We start from the raw sequence: 18,583 nt of genomic DNA on the forward strand, positions 1-18,583 counted from the left end.
GTGCTTCTGAGCGGTCGGCTCAAAGGGGGCCGGCCGGGCCGCGGAAGACGGGCAGGGCCCATTCGGGGGGCTCCGGAGGCGGTGCGGCCACCACCTCCGTGGTGCGCCGGGGCCTGTTGTCCGGCTGGGGGCCGTCCGCGGTGGCGACCCGCAGGGCCGCCACGAACTCCAGGCAGGATCCGTACCGGTCCTCGGGGACCTTGGCCAGGGCTTTGGCGAGGACCTCGTCGGCGGCGGGGGCGATGTCCGGGCGCCGCTCGGTCAGGGGCGGCGGAGCGTCGTACTGGTGCGCCCACAGCAGGGCCGCGTCCTCCTCGCGCACGAAGGGCGGCCCGCCTGCGAGGGTCTCGTAGACGACGCAGGCGAGGCTGTAGAGGTCGCAGCGGCCGTCGACCGGCCGGCCGGCGATCTGCTCGGGCGCCATGTAGTCGAGGGTGCCGACGAACTCTCCGGCCGTGGTGAACCCGCTCAGCGACAGGGACTTCTTCGTCAGGCCGAAATCCGTCAGGTAGATGTGCTCCGGGTGCTCGCGGTCGGGCCCCGCGGCGACCAGGATGTTGCCGGGTTTGACGTCCCGGTGCACCAGGTCGTGGTCGTGGGCGGCGTCGAGGGCGGAAGCCACCTGGGCGGCGATCCGCAGGGCGGTCGGCACGGGGAGGGGGCCCTCCCGGTCCAGCAGACCCCGCAGGTCGAGCCCGGGGACGTAGCGCATGGCGATGTAGAGGACGCCGTCGGTCTCGCCGGCCTCGAAGATCGGCACGATGTGGGGGTGCTCGATGGAGGCGGCCACCCTCGACTCGTGGGTGAACCGGCGCCGGAAGGTGTCGTCGCGGGCCCGCTCGGGGGCGATCAGCTTGATCGCGACCGTGCGGTCCAGGCGCAGGTCCCTGGCGCAGTAGACGACGGCCATGCCGCCCCGGCCGATCATGCGCTCGACCTTGTACCCGGCGATCTGCTTGCCGACCAGCCCGGAGGGCCGGCCCGTGTACTGGCTCAGGTCCGCGCCCATCCGGCGCTCCCTTCCCCGTCCTCAGCAGGAATTCTATCGAGCGGCCCCGCCACCCGCCCGACGGGAGTCCGGGGGCCCGGCCGCCGGCCGAACGCTCCGCCTACCACGGTGCGGGCCGCGGCGGCAGGGCGCGGACCACCACCATTCGACGGTGGGCGGCACCTCGTCCGGGTGGGGGGTGGGGGCGGGGAACATGGGGGCCGCGCGCGCATGCGCCGGGGGGCGCGGATGGGGTTGAGTCGGACGTGCCGATCGGCCGGCGCCAGTCCTTCTCCCGCCGCGCGTCCCGCGCATTCGACCCTTCGAGGAGGTGAACCGGGTGGCTCAGCACCGCCCGGGAGCCTGAACCGACCCGACGGATCCGTGCGGGGCGCTCCCCCGCGCCCGCGCACGGATCCTGTCGTTCCGCCGTTCTCCGCCCGCCCGTGGCGAGGCGCCGCCTCGCGCGGTCCGGGTACGAACCGGCCCCTCCGGCCGTGACGTCGGCTCAGGGTGGGGTACGAGACGCGTCGCGGAGCCGGTCGAGGCGTCGGATGACGGGGGTGGCGGTGGCGCCGTGCAGGAGGACCGACAGCATCACGGTGAAGGCGACGACGGTCCACAGCTGCTGTTCGTGAGAGCCGAAGTGGTCGCTGTGCCCGAGTGCGTAGGCGAGGTAGAACATCGAGCCGATGCCGCGGATTCCGAACGCGGCGATGACGACGCGTTCGCGGCGGCCGGCCGGGCCGCCGAGCAGGCCCACCCAGCCGGCGGCGGGCCGGACGACCAGGACGAGTACCAGTGCCACGACGGCCTCCCGCCAGGTGAGCGAGGGCAGGCCCGCCACGACGAGGTAGCCGCCGAGGAGGAAGAGCAGGAAGGCGGTCAGCAGCCGTTCGATCTGCTCGGTGAACTCGTGCAGGACCTTGTGGTAGCCGTGGCTGCGTTCGGCGGCCCGGATCGTGCAGGCGGTGACGAAGACGGCGAGGAACCCGTAGCCCTGCAGGAGTTCGGTCGCCCCGTAGGCCGTGAACGTGGCGCCGAGGGCGACGAACCCCTCCATGTGCTCGGAGAGCCGAAGGGCCGAGGGGCGGGCTCGGAAGAACATCAGCCCCAGCAGCCGGCCCGTCAGGACGCCGACCGCCACCCCGATGGCGATCCGGGCCAGGACGTCGACGAGGACCCAGTGGGAGATCCACGCGGTCGCGGACTGCCCGGCGGGGACGGCGGCGAGGGCGACGGCGGCGAGTACGAATGGGAAGGCGAGCCCGTCGTTGAGTCCGGCTTCGGAGGTGAGGCAGAACCGGACCTCGTCCTCGTCGTCGTCCTCGTCCGTCGGCTCGCCCACCCGCACCTCGGCGGCGAGTACCGGGTCCGTCGGCGACAGCACGGCCGCCAGCAGCAGGGCCGGCGCCGGCGGCCAGCCGAGTACGAACGCCGCGGCCGCCGCCATGCCCGCGATCGTCAGGGGCAGGCTGATGCCGAGCAGCCGCCACGTCCCCGACCAGCTGCGCCGGCCGACCGCCCGGTTGAGGGCCAGCCCGGCTCCCATCAGGGAGACGATCACGCACACCTCGGTGGCGTGCTCCACCCACAGCCGCTGCCGCTGCGGATCCACCACCGGCACCGGCACCGGCAGCAGCGCCACGAGGGCGCCCGCCGCGAGGAACACCATCGGCATGGACAGGGGCCGGCGGAAGACGAGCCGGGGCAGGACGGCCGCGCCGAGCGCACCGATCCCCGCAGCCAGGTACACCGCATCGGAAAGCGTCACCCGTCCCATCCTGTCCCAGCCGCTTGCCTGCACACGGTCTGCGGCCAGGGTGTTCGGGATCTTTTCGCCCGTGGGCCGTGCCCCGCCCGCGCCACCCGCGCCCGTCAGGCCGGCACCCGGGGGACGAGGTCGCGGGCAGCTGTGGCGAAGGCCGCTCTGTTGGGGTGGCCGGTCTTCTGCAGGACACTCGCCACGTGCTTCTCGACGGTGCGCGGCGAGATGTGCAGTCGGCCCGCTATGTCCCTGTTGCTGATCCGTTCCGCGACCAGCCGGGCGACCTCGAACTCGCGGACGGTGACACCGGACCTGCGCAGGTGCGGCGGCACCTGCTCGGTGCCGGTGCGCCGCTGCCGGACGGACGCGCCCATCCCGCGCAGCAGGGCCCGGCCGGCGGCGGCGGCCTGGTGGTGGCCGGCGGCGTGGAAGTACTCCTCGGCCTCGCGCAGCCACTCTACGGGCGTGCCCCAGCCGTCGTCGTAGGCGGGGCGGGCCACCAGCCGCAGGCACAGGCGGCGGGCCATGGGGTACGGGGCGGCCGCCGCCAGCGCCTGGTCCGCGGCGGCCGCAGCCTGTTCGCGGTGCCCCTCACGGCCGAGGAGCACGGCGTGGGCGAGGCCGGTGAACTGGCGGTTCCAGCGGGTGCCGCCGGCGCCGGCGGCGGCGAGGCCGGAGCAGTGCCGCCGGCCCATGCGTCCGGCCAGTACGCCGAGGAGTACGGCGATGCCGTGTCGGCCGAAGTCACCGGCGGCCGGGTTCTCGGTGTCGTAGGCGAGCGCGCGGGCGATCTCCTCCTCCGCTGCGTCGTGCCGCTCCTGCAGCAGCGAGCTGAAGGCCCGGGCCAGTCCGTACGACATGGCGCGCAGGCCGGGTGCGGCGTCGAGGAGGGGGTCCAGCCGCTCCAGCGCGGCGCCCGTCTCGGCGCGGCTCCCCTGGTGTGCGTGCCGTACGGCGTCGGCGAGCCGGAACAGGGCGAGGGCCCGGTCCAGCCCGAGGCCGCGGGCCTCGGCCATGCACTCGGTGATCACGTCGCCGGCCGCGTCGAAGTCGCACCGCCGGACGTGCTCCAGTGCCAGGGCGAAGCCCGCCTCGTGCGCGGTGGGCAGCAGACCCCGGTGCCGGGCCTCCCGGAGGGCCCGCTCCAGGCGGGTCGGCCGCTCGTCGTGTCCGGCGGCGGTGACGGCCAGCTGTACCTCGGCCGCCGCGCGCGGTGCGGGGAGCCGGCGGGCGAGGGCGGTCGCGCGGGCGCGCTGGAAGTGGGCGATCGCCGCGGACTCGTCCTGGTTCCGGGCCAGTTGGCCGAGCAGCAGCAGGGCCGCGCACTCCGCGTCCGGCCGGTCGCCGGCCCGGGCGGCCTCCACGGCCCGGCGGGCGAGTCCGGTGGCGGTGTGCAGCCGGTCGGGGGCGGGCCCGCCCAGCTCGGCGTGGGCCGCGGCGAGTTCCACGAGGGCGGTGTGGCGGCCCTCGTCGGTACGGCCGGGGAGCAGCGAGCGGGCGGTGTCGACGTGGCGCAGGGCTTCGGCGGGCCGGCCGGCCAGGGTGGCGATGGCGCCGAGCCGGGCGTGGACCGCGGCGCGGTGCGCGGCGGGAAGGGTGTCGGCGGCCGCCTCGACCGGCAACCGGTCGAGGCGGCCCGACCTGGCGACGGCGTCCAGCAGCTGTTCCAGCACCGTGGCGTGGAGTCCGGGTGCCGCGGTGCCGGGTTCGAGGAGGCGGTGGGCGCTGGTGAGCAGTTCCAGGGCCTCCTGCCGGGACGGGTCCGGGGCCTGCCGCAGGACCTGCTCCGAAGCTTGCTCCGAGGCCTGTAGGGGAGCGGGGCCGTCCGCCGCCCATCGCGCCGCTTCGCAGTACAGGCGCACGGCTTCGAGGGTTTCGCCGGCGTGTTCGTGCAGCCGGGCGGCGTGGGCGCGCCAGGGTCCGGGCAGTCCCGGGTGCAGGTGGGCAAGGGCGCGCGCCGCACTGCGCGCGTACCGGGCGCGTTCGCCCGGCCCGAGGTCGGCGAGGAGCACCTCGGCCGCCGGCGGGCAGCGGAAGGCGTACCACTGGGTGCCCGGCGTCGCGTCCGGTGTGATCAGGGACGAGGCGAGGGCGGCGCGCAGGACCTCGGACAGGGCCGTGTGGTCGACGCCCATGGCGTGCTCCACCACGGGCAGGGGGAAGCTCCGGCCGAACAGGGCGGCCGTGCCCAGGAACCGGGTGCCGAGCGGCCCGAGGGGGGCGGTCCGGCGCCTGACGTCGTCGGCGACGGCGGAGGGTACGGACGGGGCCGGGGCGCCGTGGCGGGTGGGGCGGTCGGTGTGGTCGTGGACGAGTTCCTTGACGACGAACGGGATTCCGCCGCTGTCGGCCACCGCGCGGTGCAGGAGCTCGGGGCAGACGTCCTCCTGTGCGACGCCCAGCTCGGCCGCGACGAGGAGGCGCACGTCGGAGTGGTTCAGCGGGGCCAGGTCGAGGGTCGCGGCGGCCTCCCGCCGGCGGGCGCGCAGGGCCAGTTCGGCCGCGGCGCGGGGGGTGCGCCCCGCGACGAGCAGGAGTACGGCCGGCTGGTGCCCGATGTGGTCGAGGAGGTAGTCGACGACGGCCAGGGTGCCGGCGTCGGCGTCGTGGAGGTCGTCCAGGACGAGCAGGCAGCCCCGCCGCCGGCCCACGGCGCCGAGCAGGCACAGCATGGTCTCGGCGACGGTGAGCGGCGACGGTACCCGGTCCGCGGCGCCCGCCGTGACCGCGGCGCCCGGTGTGGCCGCCTCGCCCAGGGCCTCCTCCGCGGCCGGGGGGTCGCTCAGCAGGCGTGTCAAGACGGGGCCGTAGCGGCCAAGTTCGTCCGGGTCGGGCAGCAGTCCGGCGCGGGCGAGCAGGAGCAGTGCCTCGACGAGCGGGCGGTAGGGGACGGGCGGGCCGACGGTGCCGGCCCGCCCCCGTACGGTGACCATGTCCGCGGCGGCGGCCTCGGTGAGGGCCGCGGTGGCGAGCCTGGTCTTGCCGACGCCGGGCTCGCCGGTGACGAACAGGGCTTCGCCCCGCCCGGACCGGGCGGCGGCCAGTGCGTCCGCGATGCGTGCCGTCTCGGCCGTACGCCCGACGAGAGGGCCCCGCCCCGCACGCGGACCGCAGACGCGGCCCGCGGCGGTACGGTCCGTGGCGGTACGGCCCGTGGCGGTACGGCCCGTGGCGGTACGGCCCGTGGCGGTGCGGTCCCCGGCCGGCCCCGCCGGCCCCCCCGACCTGAGTGCGGTCACCGGCTCTCCCCTCCCCGACGGGCCGTCCGAGGCGCCGCCGGGACGACCGTACGAGAGGCGCGGCCCCCGTTGAAGCCGTCCGTTTGGGGGGCTTGCGCCGGGGGTCAGCCCCCGTCGAGGCTGTCCTCCCGTACGCGCTGGGCGAGGTCGAGCTTGGTGTAGGCGGGGCGGCCGGCCTGCTGGTACTTGGCCTTGACGCGGTCCAGGTAGTCCTTGGCCGTGTGGACGGTGATACCGGCCCGCCGGGCCGCGGACTTCAGGGTCATGCCGGACGCGTAGTCGAGCAGGATCTGCCGTTCGCGGGGTGACAGCCGGGGGCGGGCGGGGCTGTCGTCGTAGGCGCAGGCGAAGGCGAGTTCCATGGAGGGGGTGCCCCGGCCCTCCGCCAGGTCCTGGACGGCGGCGGCGAGGGTCGGCAGGTCGTGGTCCTTGGTCAGGTATCCGTCGGCCCCGGCCCGGATCGCCTCGATGATCCGGGACCGGTCCGGCACCGTGCTGATCATGAGGACGCGGCTCCCGGTGCGTCGCAGCCTGCGGATGTTGTCGACGGGGTCCGAGCCGTCCCGCAGCACGAGGTCGAGGAGGACGACGTCGGCCGGGGGCTCGTGCGGGGCGCCGGGCCGGCCGTGGTCCGCGAGGAGTTCGCCGACGGTGCCGGCGGTCGCGACGAGCCGCAGGTCCGGTACGCCGCCGAGCCAGGACCGCAGTCCGTCGCGGAGCATCCGGTCGTCGTCGACCACCGCGACGCTGGTCACCCGGGCCATCTCAGCTCCACCCGTACGCCGTCGCCGGGGGCGGTGTCCACGGTCGCCCGGCCCCCCGCCTCGGCCATCCGGCCGTGGACCGAGCCGCGCAGGCCGAGGCCGGGCTCGCACCGCGCGGGGTCGAAGCCCGGGCCGCGGTCGACCACGGTGACGACGGCCGCGCCGCCGCCGTCCGGGTCGGCGGTGGCGGTGAGGTAGGCGTGGCCGGTGCCCGCGTGCCGCCGTACGTTGTTGAGGGCTTCGCGTGCGGCGTGTCCCAGGGCGGCGGCGACCTCGGGCGGTACCTGCGGCAGGGCGTGGTACTGGGCGGTGACCCGCAGCCCGAGGCTCTCCACGGAGGCGACGGCCTCCTCCAGGGCGGCGCCGATCTCCCGGTGGTGGACCTCGTCGGCGGTCTGCTGGATCAGCCGGCGCAGGTAGTCGGCCTCGCGGGCGCACCGGCGGCGCACCTCGGGCGCGTTGGCGTCGACGGTGCCGGCGGCCAGGGTGGTCAGGGTCGCGAGGACGGTGTCGTGCAGGGCCCGGTGGTGTTCGAGGCGTTCGGCGTAGCGCGCCCTGTGCGCCTCCGCGCGCAGCGCGCGGTCGTTGGCCTCGTCGAGGAGACGGCCCTGCCTGAGCAGGTACCAGCGGAAGGCCCAGGTCATCACGGCGGACGAGACCAGCGAGTTGAGGTGGCCGACGACGACGGCCGGGGTCGCTCCGACGGCCTGGTAGCCGATGAAGTGGGTCACTACGAGGAGTGCGACCGCGGCGATGGCGTGGAGGCGTTCGAGGGAGATGGCGGCGGCGGCACTGGCCGATCCGCCGAGCAGCATCGCCCAGGCGATGGTGGGCGGTTCGCGGACGCCTCCCCAGGCGCACAGGGCCAGGGGCAGGACGCATCCGGTGACGAGGATGTCGGCCCAGATGTGCCGCCGGTCGAACCAGCCGCGGCGCAGTGCCGTGCCGTAGGCCAGTGCGCTGAGCCCCAGGGCCGCGGCGAGGCCCAGGTGGTGCAGGGGCAGGTTCCACGGGCGGTGGGCGACGGCCATGACGGCGACGGTGAGGTGGCTGCCCCGGTAGAGCAGGGTGGCCACGACCAGGAAGGACTGGGCCCGGTGCAGCCCCGACCCGACGGAGGTCGTCGCGCGCAGCGCTCGTATGCGGCGCATCTGTAAGGACCGCAACGCCAGGACCACCCCTCGCCGAGCCGTGGGCACCACGGTCTACCGGCCGTTCCCGTGGGACGGACAATGCCGCGGAGCCCGCAATTGCCAGTGACACCAGGCATCTTGCCCGAGCGGGTACGCGTCGGAAAGGCGCGTCCCGGACGGCCGGCACCGGTACTCGGCCGATACCCGATCCGCGGCACGAGCGTCGGTGGGGGTAGCCGCACCGCGCTTCGGTGGTCAGCCGGAGTGTGGTGACCCCACCCCCGTTCGTAGCGTCCACGTGTATGACACATGGACAGCACACCGAGAGCGGCGGCGGTTCCGGACCGGTCCGGCCCGGCCGCGTCCGGCGGTACGCCCTGACGCCCGCCCTGGCGCCCGCTCTGGCCGTGACCTTACTGGCCGGCGCGGTCCCGGCGGCGTACGCTGCGGCCCCGGCGCACGGCGGCGCGGACGGCCTCGACCGCTACCACCGGCAGCGCCTCGCCTGGGGGAGCTGTGCCACCGGCCCGGACGACACGACCGGCCACGACCTGGACAGGGCCGGCGTGCAGTGCGCCGGCGTGACCGTCCCACTGGACTACGCGGAGCCCCGCGGCCGCACGATCACCGTCGCGATCTCCCGGCTCAAGGCCACCGACACCCGCCGCCGTATCGGCGCCGTCCTCCTCAACAACGGCGGCCCCGGCGGCACCGCCGTCGAGTCCCCGCCGCACATCCGCAAGGCGATGAAGGAGGTCGGTGCCCGCTACGACATCATCGGCTTCGACCCGCGGTTCGTCGGCCGCAGCACTCCGCTGGACTGCGGCTGGCCGATCGGCACGGCATGGCTCTCGGCGGGCTCCGGCCGGGCCGGCTTCGACCGCCAGGTCGCCCTCCAGAAGGACCTGGCCGCCAAGTGCCGCGCGGCCGGCGCCTCGGTGCTGCCCCACGCCGGCACCCGCAACACCGCCCGCGACATGGACGTCATCCGCGGCGCGCTCGGCGAGCGGAAGATCTCGTACCTGGGCTACTCCTACGGCACCTACCTGGGCACGGTCTACACGCAGATGTTCCCCGGACGCCACGACCGGGTCGTCCTGGACGGGGCCCTCGCCCCCGACGACTACAAGGCCCGGCTGATGCGGGGCACCGAGCACGAGAACGAACGGGCGCTGTCGGACTGGGCCGCCTGGGCCGCCGGCCGCCACGACGCCTACGGGCTGGGCCGCACCCGCGCCGAGGTCCTCGCCACCGTCGACGCGGTCGTGGCGGCGTCGGCGCGGGGGCCGCTGACCGTCGGCACCGCCCCGGACCTCTTCCGGCTCGACGACACGCACGTCCCGCTGCTCCTCTTCATGGGTATCGCCGACGACACCGACACGGCGCGGAGCGACCTCTCCGAGCTGGTGTCCGTCCTGGCCAGGGCGGCACAGGGTCAGGACGCGCCGCTGTCGCCGGACTTCGCGCAACTGCTCCGCCACACGCTGGGCGGGGAGCAGGCGCGGTCGGGCGGCGTCCAGGCCGCGATCCTCTGCGGGGACACCGCCGCTCCGCGCGATCCCGAGACCTACTGGCGCGACATCGAGCGCAGCCGCGCCGCGCACCCGCTGTTCGGGCCGTTCACCAACAACATCGGGCCCTGCGCGTTCTGGGACCGGCCGCGGGAGGAGCCCACCCGGGTGCGGCGCGACGTCCCCGCACTGATCGTCGCGGCCACCGGAGACCCGCGCACCACCTACCGGAGCAGCGTCAGGCTGCACCGGCAGCTGCCGAGTTCGAAGCTGGTCACCCTGGAGGGCGCCAACCGGCACGGGCTGTACGGCGAGTACGGCAACGCCTGTGTCGACGACGCGGTGAACGCCTACCTCGCCTCCGGAAGGCTGCCGAAGCAGGACAGGACCTGCGGGGGCGGCCCCTCCTCCGATTGACATTCTTGCACTCCCAGTGCAAACGTAAAACTGCACGGCGAGTGCAAGATGTTGTCTTCGGATCACGGAGGGCCCGGATGTTCCTCACGCTGGGGCGCTGGTGCGCCCGCCGGCCCAAACGGGTGGCAGCCGCCTGGATACTGCTGCTCCTCCTGCTCGACGGAACCGTCATGGCGCACGGCCGGGCGACCAGCGAGGCGGTGGCCATCCCGGGCAGCGACAGCCAGGCCGCGCTCGACACCGCGGCGGCGGCCTTCCCCGGCCCGGCCTCCGGCGGTCAGCCGCTCGTCCTGCGGACCGGACCCGACGGCCCGGTCCTGACCGGCGACGACGCCCGGGAGGCCGTCGAGCGCAGCGCCCGGGCGATCGCCGAGGTGCCGCACGTGGTGAGCGTGGCCGTGCCCTACGAGGGCGCCGGGGCCGCCGCGATGAGCCGCGACGGGCACACCGCCTACGTCACCGTGGGGCTCGACGTCACCGGCCGCGACATCACCCCCGAGGTCGCCGAGCGGATCACCGACGCGGCCGGACCGGCGGAGGCCGCCGGGATCGAGGTCACCCCGGGCGGCGACCTGGCGGCCGCCGTGGACCGGCCGGACACCGGACACAGCGAACTCATCGGCCTGGGGGCCGCCGCCGTGATCCTGTTCGCCGGCTTCCACAGGGCGGCCGCGGCCGGTCTGCCCCTGGTCATCGGGGTCACCGGGCTGATCGCGTCGGTGGCCGCCATCGGCCTGGCGGGGCACCTCATGGACATGCCGTCCTCCGGCACCACCATCGCCGCGATGATCGGCCTCGGCGTGGGCATCGACTACACGCTGTTCTGCCTGACCCGCTTCCGTGAGTTCCGCGGCCGGGGCGTACCGGCCGCCGAGGCCGCCGCCCTGGCCACGGCCACCGCCGGGAAGGCCTCCGCCTTCGCCGGGTGCGCCGTGATCGCCGCGCTGGCCGGGCTCGCACTGGGCGGGTTGCCGCTGCTGCGCGCCCTGGCGCTGGCGCCGGCGATCGCGGTGCTCGTCGCGGTGGCCGCGACCCTCACCCTGCTGCCCGCCCTGCTGAGCCTGCTGGCCCGGTTCCTCGGCGCGGCCCGTGAGCAGGGCGGCCCCGCCGGACAGGACGGGAAGGACGCGCCCACCGGCCGCGGCTGGCAGCGGATCGCCGAACGCGTCACGGCCCGGCCCTGGCGCCACCTCCTTGCCGGCCTCGCCCTGCTCCTGCTGCTCGCCGCCCCCGCCACCCAGCTGACCTTCGGGCAGCTCGACGCCGGGGACAAGCCCGCCGGCTCGGCCGGCCGTACCGCCTACCAGCAGCTTTCGGACGCCTTCGGGCCCGGTGTCAACGGCCCCCTCCAGGTGACCGACAGGCTGTCCGCGCCCGCCGCCGGCCCGCAGGACACCCGGGTGGCCGCGGTGTCCTCCGCCCTGGCCGCGACCCCCGGCGTGGCGTCGGTCAGCCCGCCGCAGCTCAGCGCCGACGGCCGAACCGTCCGCTGGCAGGTCACGCCCGCCACCGGCCCCGGCGACCCGGCGACCGCCCGGCTGGTCGCCGACCTGCGCGAGGGCACACTGCCCGCCGCCACCGCCGGCGGCGGCGCCGGGACGGCACACGTCGGAGGAGCCGCGGCCGCCGTCACCGACCTCAACGACCGCCTCGCGGACCGGCTGCCCACCGTGATCGCGACCGTGGTGCTCGTGGCCGGACTGCTGCTCCTGGCCGCCTTCCGCTCACCGCTGCTCGCGCTGAAGGCCGCCGCCTTGAACCTGCTGTCGGTGGCCGCCGCCTACGGGGTGCTCACCGCGGTGTTCCAGTGGGGCTGGGGCGCACGGCTCATCGGCCTGGAAGGCCCGGTGCCCGTGCCCGGCTACGTACCGCTGGTGATGTTCGCCGTCCTGTTCGGCCTGTCCATGGACTACGAGGTGTTCCTCCTGACCTCGGTGCGCGAGAAGTGGCTGGCGGGCGGCGACAGCCGGCGGGCCGTGGTCGCGGGCCTCGCCTCGACCGGCCGGATCATCACCTCCGCCGCGCTGATCATGGTCAGCGTCTTCCTCGCCTACCTGCTCTCGGACGACCCCGTGGTGAAGATGTTCGGTACCGGGCTCGCCGCGGCCGTCGCCCTCGACGTCACGGTCGTACGCGGGCTGCTGGTCCCCGCCACCATGGCGCTGCTCGGGGACCGGGGGTGGTGGCTGCCGCGCCGCCTCGACCGGATCCTGCCCGAGCTCGACATCGAGGGCAGCGCCCACACCCTGCCGGCCGGCCGGCCCGGTACCGCCGCGCCCGCGTCCGGCGGGGCCACCGCCACCAGGGGGTGTCGTCAAAGTAGGGACTCTGACGACACCCCCGCCAGCCCCCTTCCCACCCGGTGAGGTTGCCCATGCTCCCCCGCACCACCGCGCGGCCCGGCGACACCGCGGGCCGCCGCACGGCCCGGCCCGGCGCCCGGCCGCCCCGCTCCGGGCGCCGCCGCGCCCTGCTCGCGGTCTGCCTGGCCGCCGTACCCCTGCTCGCGCTGCCCGTCGCCGACTCGGTGGCCCGCGGCCTGGCCGAGAGCCGGCTCGCGGACCGGATCAGCGAGCGGCAGACCCGGCTCGCCGGACGTCCGGACGTGTCCATCGAGGGGCTGCCCTTCCTCCTCCAGGCCGCCCGCGAGACCTACCCCGGGGTGCGGGTGCGGGCGGACGCGACGACCGAAGGCGGCAGCCCGGTCAAGGCCGACGTCACCCTCCACAACGTCACCCGCGAGGGCGGCGGCTTCACGGCCGGCTCCGCGTCCGCCCGTTTCACCGCTCCCTTCTCCTCGCTGGGCGGCGGACCGGACGGCGACACCCGGATCTCGGATGCGGGCAACGGCCAACTCCTCGTCCGCCGTACCGTGATGGGCGCCCCCGTCGTGCTGACGGCGGGCGTGGAACTCCACGGGGGTGTCGTCTCCCTGCGCCCCACGGCCGCCTCGGTGGCCGGCCGGCCCCTGGACCCGTCGAGTCCGCTCATCGCGCAGGCGCTCAGGCGGCAGGCCCGGACGCTGCCCGCGCTGCCCCTGGGCCTGCGGCCCTCGGGTGTGTCGGTGGGCGCCGACGGCGTGACGGTGACCGCGTGGGCCGAGGACGTCCGCGAGGTCTGAGGGCGTGCCCGTGCGGCTCGCGGCCACCCGCCGCCTCACGCGCGCGGGTGGTCGCCCGCCGCCAGCAGGTTCAGCACGGTGGCCTCCATCGCCGCGCGCGCCTGCCGCGGGCTCTTCCCGCCGGAGCGCCAGTGGTGCCAGGCCCCCCAGGTGGTGACGGCGTCCAGGCCGTCGAGGAGTTCGGACGCACGGTTCGCGTCCAGGCGGCCGAGCTCCTCCGCGAAGACCTCCGCGACCTTGCGCCGCGCCTCCGCGAACGCCTCGTCCGTGACCTGCTGGATACGCGGGGACGGGTGGTCGATCCGCATCAGCGTCAGCCGCGCCGGGGTGATCCACTCCAGGATCCGCGCCCGCTGTTCGGCCAGTGCCTCCACCCGGACCCGGCGGGGACCGGTCACGGGCAACGGCCTGATCTGATCGGCCAGTTGCTCCAGCCTCCGGGTGATGGCCAGGTCCACCAGCTCGGACATGTCGGCGAAGTGGTGGAAGACCAGCCGGCGCGAGACACCCGCACGCTCGGCGACCCGCTCGGCCGGGAACTCCACGACGCCCTCGTCCAGCAGGTCGAGCAGCGCGTCGACGATCCTGTCCCGGGTACGGCGTCCGCGCTCGGTCCGCCCGTCCACCCGCGCCGGCGCAGGCCCGGGCGCCCGCTCGTCCGCCTCCGCCACCGCTGCTCCCTCCGCCGTACGCCTCGCCGGTATCTTCGCACCCGCGGCACGGCCCGGGGGCCCGGCGGATCACGGCCGGGCCGGGGCCGCGGCGGCGAAGCGGTGGCGCATCCGGTGCAGGCCCCGCCGGGTGTGGCTCTTGACCGTGCCCAGCGGCATCCCCGTGCGCTCGGCGATCTGCGTCTGTGTGAGGTCCCCGTAGAAGGCCATGGCCAGCACCTCACGCTGCGGGCCGGGCAGCTGCGCCAGCTCTCCGCTGATCAGCAGCCGGTCCAGGACGGCTTCGGGGCCGGCGGCGGGCTCGTCCGGCCCGGGCAGCGCCACGCCGGCGGCGGTGACCAGGGCGAGGCGCCGGGTGCGCTCCGCGAGCGCGTCGGCGATCTTCCGCCGGGTGATGCCGACGAGCCAGCCGGGGAAGGTGCCGCGCTCCGGCCGGTAGCCGGCCCGTCCCCGCCAGGCGGCCAGGAACACCTGCTGACTGACGTCCTCGGCCTCTCGGGGATCGCCGAGCGTACGGGCCGCCAGGGCCTGGACGAGGCCGCCCCAGCGGCGGTAGGCGGCGGTCAGGCACTGCTCGTCGCCGCGTACGAAGCCCTCGGCGACCTCGTGGTCGGGCAGGGCGTCCGCGGTCGCGGGGGACGGCTGGACGGTGGCGCTCCGGGCGGTCATGTCGGCTGCTCCTACGGGGTGTCGGGTCGGCCGGGCCGGATCGGGGAGCGGGGGCTCCGCGCCGGGGCCGGAGGCCGGGGCGGGCCCCTCCAGGTTCGGGCGGTGCGCGCCTGTGCACCACTCGCATCGGTTGTGCGTCGCATCATGGATCCATGACGGATTCCGCACACGGCCTGACCACGGGGGCGGTGGCTCGCAGCCTGGGCGTCTCCCCGACGACCCTGCGCTCCTGGGACCGGCGCTACGGCATAGGACCGGCCGCCCGCGAGGACGGCCGGCACCGGAGGTGGGCCCCCGGGGACCTCGCCGTCCTGCACGAGATGTGCCGGCTGACCTCGTCGGGGATACCGCCCGCGGAGGCCGCGCGGGCCGCCCTCGCCGGTCCGGCGCCCGCGCCTCCCGCCGGCCGGGAACCGCTCCCCCGCCCGGCCCGGCGGCCGCCCGGATCGGGCAACGGCCTGCCCCTGGGCGCCGTACGGCAGGAGTGCCGCGGTCTGGGGCGGGCCGCGGTACGCCTCGACGCCTGGGCCGTGGACGACCTGCTGGCCTCAGTGATCGCCCGGTACGGCCTGGTCACCGCCTGGGAGGAGGTGATGGCGCCGACCCTGCACGCCGTGGGCCGCAAGTGGGAGACCTCGGGCGACCGGTACGTGGAGGTGGAGCACCTGCTGTCCTGGCACGTGTCGAGCGCGCTGCGCCGCGCCGCCGTGCCGCCGCCCGCCGGGGCGAGGGCCGGCGTACCGCCGGTGCTGCTGGCCTGCGTGCCGGGCGAGCAGCACACCCTCGCCCTGGAGGCGCTGGCCGCGGGACTGGCCGAACTGGGCGTGCCCACGCTGATGTTCGGTCCGGCCGTACCGCCCGACGCGCTCGACCAGGCGGTACGCAGGACCGGTCCCGCCGCGGTGGTGCTCTGGTCCCAGGCCCGGTCGACCGCGAACTCCGCGCTGGCCCGGCACGTCGCCGACACCGTGTGGGGCGTCCGGGGGGCCCGTGCCCGGCCCGCCGTGCTGCCGACGGGGCCGGGCTGGGCCGGGCAGCCCCTCGCCCCTGGAACACTGCGGCCCGGCGGGCTGCGGGACGCCCTGGACCTGCTGCGCGGGCTGTGCGGCACGGCGGGGGCGGGGCGGCCCGCCGTCCCCGATCAGTCCAGACCGCGTGCCCTGCGGAAGCGGGCCAGGCCGTCCGGGAGTGCGATCAGCGGCTCGGGGTAGCCGTCGTACCGGGCCCGCTCGGGGCCGTCCAGCTTCCACGGCTCGTGGATCCGGGAGCCACGCAGCTGCGCGAGTTCGGGCACCCACCGGCGTACGTACTCCCCCTCCGGGTCGTAGCGCTTGCCCTGGATCACCGGGTTGAGGACCCGGTTGGGGCGGCTGTCGGTGCCCGTGCCGGCCACCCACTGCCAGTTGAGCTGGTTGTCGGCGACGTCCCCGTCGACCAGCAGGTCCAGGAAGTGGCGGGCTCCGGCGCGCCAGTCGAGGTAGAGCGTCTTGGTCAGGAACGAGGCGGTGAGCAGCCTGCCGCGGCCGGGCATCCAGCCCTCGTGGGCGAGTTGGCGCATGGCCGCGTCCACGACGGGATAGCCGGTGCGGCCGTCCTGCCAGGCCCGCAGGTCTGCCTCCGCCTGCGGGCCGCGCCGCCAGCGGTCGCCCCGGGTGCGGTAGTCGGCGTACGCGACGGCGGGACGGGCGGCGAGGAGCTGGTGGTTGAAGTCGCGCCAGCACAGCTGCCGTACGAAGGCCTCGGCGCCCGGGCCGCCCCGGTCACGGGCCAGGTGCACGGCCTCGGCCGCCGACAGCGCGCCGAAGTGGAAGTACGGGGAGAGGCGGGAGGTGAGGTCGGCGGCGAGGTCGTCGTGGTGCTCCTCGTAGGCGTCGGCGTGCCGGTCGAGCCACTGCGCGAGCCGCTTGCGGCCCTCGGACTCGCCTCCGCGCGCCAGGCCCGCCGAGAGGGCTTCCCCGGCCGGCCGGGCGGGGAGGGGGTCGGAGCGGACGCCGGACGGCACCCGCACCACGCGCGGAGCCGCGAGCGGCGGCCGCAGCCGCTCTCCCGACCAGCGCCTGAAGTACGGCGTGAACACGGCGAAGTGATCGGATCCGCTCGGTGTCACGGCGCCGGCCGGCAGGGCGGTGACGACCGCGTCGTGGACGTAGAGGCGGCGGCCGTCGGCCTCCAGTGCCCGGCGCAGCCGCTGCTCGCGGCGCAGGGCGAAGGCACTGCATCCGGCGGCCGTGTGCACCTCGTCGGCGTCGGCCTCCCGTACGACGGCGCACACCTCGTCGACGGGGTCGCCCGAGCGGACGACGAGCCTGCCGCCCCGCCTCCGCAGCCCCTCGTCGAGGTCGGCGAGGCAGTCCGCGAGGAAGGCGAGGCGGTTCGGCGCGGCGAAGCCGGCCCGGTCCACCGCCGGGTCGCGGACGAAGAGCGGGACGGTGTCGTGGTGCGGGCCGAGCGCGGCGCGCAGCGGCGGATGGTCGTGGACCCGCAGGTCAGAGGTGTACAGGACGACCGTGGCGCTCATGACGCCGCCCCCGTGCCGGTGCCGCCGGCCGCCGCTTCCGCGGTGCGCGCGATGTTGCGGGCCATACCGCCGAAGACGAGGGCGTGGAAGGGCGAGACGCTCCACCAGTAGGCGTGGCCGGCGAGGCCCCTGGGGTGGAAGAGCGCCCGCTGCCGGTACCGCGTACGGCCCTCGTCGTCGTGCTCGGCGTACATCTCCAGCCAGGCGAGGCCGGGGAGCCGCATCTCGGCCCGGAGCCGGAGCAGCCGCCCCCGTTCGATCTCCTCGACCCGCCAGAAGTCCAGGGAGTCGCCGATCCGCAGGCGGGCTGCGTCGCGCCGGCCCCGGCGCAGTCCGACGCCTCCGACGAGGCGGTCGAGCCAGCCGCGGACGGCCCAGGCGAGCGGGAAGGAGTACCAGCCGTTCTCGCCGCCGATGCCCTCCACGACCCGCCACAGCGCCTCGGGCGGGGCGTCGACGGTGCGCTCGCGAACGTCGGTGTACAGGCTGCCTCCGGCCCAGTCGGGGTCGGTGGGCAGCGGGTCGCTGGGCGTGCCGGGCACGGAGGCGGAGGACCAGCGGGTGTCGACCTGGGCGTCGCGGACCTTCTGCAGGGCGAGCGAGAGCGCCCGGTCGAAGGGGATCGGGGTGCCGGGTGGGTCGGGCACCCAGTCGGCGATGTCGTGCTCGTCGCAGACGACCTCGTACTTGAGGGACTCGGCGAGCGGTCGGGCGATGGACCGGGGCACGGGGGTGACCAGACCGACCCAGTGGCTGGACAGGCGCGGTGTGAGGACCGGCACGGGCAGGATCAGCCGCCGGGGCAGTCCGTCGACGTCGGCGTAGCGTCGCATCATGTCGAGGTAGGTGAGGACTTCGGGGCCGCCGATGTCGAAGGCGCGGCTGACGTGGGCGGGCATCGTGGCACTGCCGACCAGGTAGCGCAGCACGTCGCGGACGGCGATGGGCTGGATGCGGGTGCGCACCCAGCTGGGGGTGACCATCACGGGCAGCCGCTCGGTGAGGTAGCGGAGCATCTCGAAGGACGCCGAGCCGGAGCCGATGATGACGGCGGCGCGGAGCACGGTGGTGGGCACGCCGGAGTCGAGGAGGATGCGGCCGACCTCGGCGCGGGAGCGCAGGTGGGGCGAGAGGTCTCGGTCGGGGACCCCGCGCGGGACGAGTCCGCCGAGGTAGACGATGCGGCGTACGCCGGCGGCGCGTGCCTGGTCGGCGAAGGTGCGTGCGGCCCGGCGGTCGGTCTCCTCGAAGTCGCGTCCGCTGCCGAGGGCGTGTACGAGGTAGTAGGCGGCGTCGACGCCTCGCAGGGCCTCGGCGAGCGACGCGGCGTCGGTGACGTCGCCGCGGACGATTTCCGCCTGGTCCGCCCAGGGGTGGTCGCGCAGCTTCCCGGGGGTGCGGGCGAGGCAGCGGACGCGGTGTCCGGCGGCGATCAGCTCGGGGACGAGCCTGCCGCCGATGTAGCCGGTGGCGCCGGTGACCAGGCACAGCGAACCGGGGGGCGGCGGGCCGGGGGGCCGGGCCGGGTGCCCTTGTGTGTCGGTCATGGGGGTGCTCCGTTTCCGCCGTCGGCCGGGGTGGTTCCCTGATCTCTTCCGCGCCGGCGGGCGGGACGGATGCGGGGTACGCCGGATGGCCGTGTGCCCTGTGCCCGAGGGGTCCGGTGGACGGCGGCGACCTGCGCGGACTCGACGCCGAGACCGGCCAGTGCGGGCGGAGGCCTCCCCGGTTCCGGCCGGGGCCGCCTGCCGCCCGGGCGCGGCTCTGTGCGACTCTTCCGCCGT

General features: G+C 75.8%; 13 protein-coding genes. 4 read left to right on the forward strand and 9 right to left on the reverse strand.

All coding sequences use genetic code 11. The annotated features are described in order from the left end of the window. Positions 1-19: 19 nt before the first annotated feature. From BSL84_RS04600 to BSL84_RS04620, 5 genes are all read right to left on the reverse strand, one after another. Positions 20-1,009, reverse strand: a complete 990-nt coding sequence (locus BSL84_RS04600; RefSeq protein ID WP_075969871.1) for a serine/threonine-protein kinase — start codon at positions 1,007-1,009, stop codon at positions 20-22. A gap of 487 nt (positions 1,010-1,496) precedes the next feature. Next, a complete protein-coding gene (locus tag BSL84_RS04605; RefSeq protein WP_030029397.1) occupies positions 1,497-2,762 on the reverse strand; it encodes a cation:proton antiporter in 1,266 nt (421 codons plus the stop codon). A 104-nt stretch (positions 2,763-2,866) separates the two neighbouring features. Beyond that, positions 2,867-5,995 carry a helix-turn-helix transcriptional regulator gene (locus BSL84_RS04610; protein ID WP_079273122.1) on the reverse strand — a complete coding sequence of 1,043 codons (3,129 nt, stop codon included), beginning with the start codon at positions 5,993-5,995 and terminating at the stop codon, positions 2,867-2,869. A 104-nt stretch (positions 5,996-6,099) separates the two neighbouring features. Beyond that, positions 6,100-6,759: a response regulator gene (locus BSL84_RS04615; protein WP_045320943.1), complete on the reverse strand. Its 660-nt coding sequence runs from the start codon at positions 6,757-6,759 to the stop codon at positions 6,100-6,102. Then, complete coding sequence (locus BSL84_RS04620; RefSeq protein WP_051873259.1) at positions 6,747-7,910, reverse strand: sensor histidine kinase; 1,164 nt, start codon at positions 7,908-7,910, stop codon at positions 6,747-6,749. The genes BSL84_RS04615 and BSL84_RS04620 overlap by 13 nt, the downstream gene beginning before the upstream one ends. Before the next feature lie 284 nt (positions 7,911-8,194). Here BSL84_RS04620 and BSL84_RS04625 point away from each other — a divergent pair, with 284 nt between their 5' ends. From BSL84_RS04625 to BSL84_RS04635, 3 genes are all read left to right on the forward strand, one after another. Further along, a complete protein-coding gene (locus tag BSL84_RS04625; protein ID WP_078848786.1) occupies positions 8,195-9,820 on the forward strand; it encodes an alpha/beta hydrolase in 1,626 nt (541 codons plus the stop codon). Between the two features lie 77 nt (positions 9,821-9,897). Next, positions 9,898-12,186: an MMPL family transporter gene (locus BSL84_RS04630; protein ID WP_075969872.1), complete on the forward strand. Its 2,289-nt coding sequence runs from the start codon at positions 9,898-9,900 to the stop codon at positions 12,184-12,186. An 8-nt stretch (positions 12,187-12,194) separates the two neighbouring features. Beyond that, positions 12,195-12,941, forward strand: coding sequence for a DUF2993 domain-containing protein (locus tag BSL84_RS04635; RefSeq protein ID WP_079273123.1), 747 nt, complete (start codon positions 12,195-12,197; stop codon positions 12,939-12,941). A 35-nt stretch (positions 12,942-12,976) separates the two neighbouring features. Here BSL84_RS04635 and BSL84_RS04640 read toward each other — a convergent pair whose 3' ends face one another. Both BSL84_RS04640 and BSL84_RS04645 read right to left on the reverse strand, forming a co-directional pair. Next, complete coding sequence (locus BSL84_RS04640; protein WP_075969873.1) at positions 12,977-13,612, reverse strand: TetR/AcrR family transcriptional regulator; 636 nt, start codon at positions 13,610-13,612, stop codon at positions 12,977-12,979. A 69-nt stretch (positions 13,613-13,681) separates the two neighbouring features. Beyond that, positions 13,682-14,281, reverse strand: coding sequence for a sigma-70 family RNA polymerase sigma factor (locus BSL84_RS04645; RefSeq protein WP_045320944.1), 600 nt, complete (start codon positions 14,279-14,281; stop codon positions 13,682-13,684). Positions 14,282-14,433: 152 nt separating this feature from the next. On the opposite strand from BSL84_RS04645, the gene BSL84_RS04650 reads away from it, so the two are divergent. After that, positions 14,434-15,492 carry a MerR family transcriptional regulator gene (locus BSL84_RS04650; RefSeq protein WP_045320945.1) on the forward strand — a complete coding sequence of 353 codons (1,059 nt, stop codon included), beginning with the start codon at positions 14,434-14,436 and terminating at the stop codon, positions 15,490-15,492. Here BSL84_RS04650 and BSL84_RS04655 read toward each other — a convergent pair. Both BSL84_RS04655 and BSL84_RS04660 read right to left on the reverse strand, forming a co-directional pair. Further along, complete coding sequence (locus tag BSL84_RS04655; RefSeq protein ID WP_075969874.1) at positions 15,423-16,799, reverse strand: cryptochrome/photolyase family protein; 1,377 nt, start codon at positions 16,797-16,799, stop codon at positions 15,423-15,425. The genes BSL84_RS04650 and BSL84_RS04655 overlap by 70 nt on opposite strands. Beyond that, on the reverse strand, positions 16,796-18,346 hold the full coding sequence (locus tag BSL84_RS04660; RefSeq protein ID WP_075969875.1) for an SDR family oxidoreductase: 1,551 nt from the start codon (positions 18,344-18,346) through the stop codon (positions 16,796-16,798). The genes BSL84_RS04655 and BSL84_RS04660 overlap by 4 nt, the downstream gene beginning before the upstream one ends. Positions 18,347-18,583 lie beyond the last annotated feature (237 nt).

The sequence above is a fragment of the Streptomyces sp. TN58 genome (assembly GCF_001941845.1).
GTDB lineage: Bacteria > Actinomycetota > Actinomycetes > Streptomycetales > Streptomycetaceae > Streptomyces.

Excerpts from the sequence above, each read along its gene's own strand:
- BSL84_RS04600 (WP_075969871.1), bottom strand. The coding sequence starts at position 1,009 with ATGGGCGCGGACCTGAGCCAGTACACGGGCCGGCCCTCCGGGCTGGTC.
- BSL84_RS04615 (WP_045320943.1), bottom strand. The coding sequence starts at position 6,759 with ATGGCCCGGGTGACCAGCGTCGCGGTGGTCGACGACGACCGGATGCTC.
- BSL84_RS04620 (WP_051873259.1), bottom strand. The coding sequence starts at position 7,910 with ATGCGCCGCATACGAGCGCTGCGCGCGACGACCTCCGTCGGGTCGGGG.
- BSL84_RS04625 (WP_078848786.1), top strand. The coding sequence starts at position 8,195 with ATGACACATGGACAGCACACCGAGAGCGGCGGCGGTTCCGGACCGGTC.
- BSL84_RS04630 (WP_075969872.1), top strand. The coding sequence starts at position 9,898 with ATGTTCCTCACGCTGGGGCGCTGGTGCGCCCGCCGGCCCAAACGGGTG.
- BSL84_RS04635 (WP_079273123.1), top strand. The coding sequence starts at position 12,195 with ATGCTCCCCCGCACCACCGCGCGGCCCGGCGACACCGCGGGCCGCCGC.
- BSL84_RS04645 (WP_045320944.1), bottom strand. The coding sequence starts at position 14,281 with ATGACCGCCCGGAGCGCCACCGTCCAGCCGTCCCCCGCGACCGCGGAC.
- BSL84_RS04650 (WP_045320945.1), top strand. The coding sequence starts at position 14,434 with ATGACGGATTCCGCACACGGCCTGACCACGGGGGCGGTGGCTCGCAGC.
- BSL84_RS04655 (WP_075969874.1), bottom strand. The coding sequence starts at position 16,799 with ATGAGCGCCACGGTCGTCCTGTACACCTCTGACCTGCGGGTCCACGAC.
- BSL84_RS04660 (WP_075969875.1), bottom strand. The coding sequence starts at position 18,346 with ATGACCGACACACAAGGGCACCCGGCCCGGCCCCCCGGCCCGCCGCCC.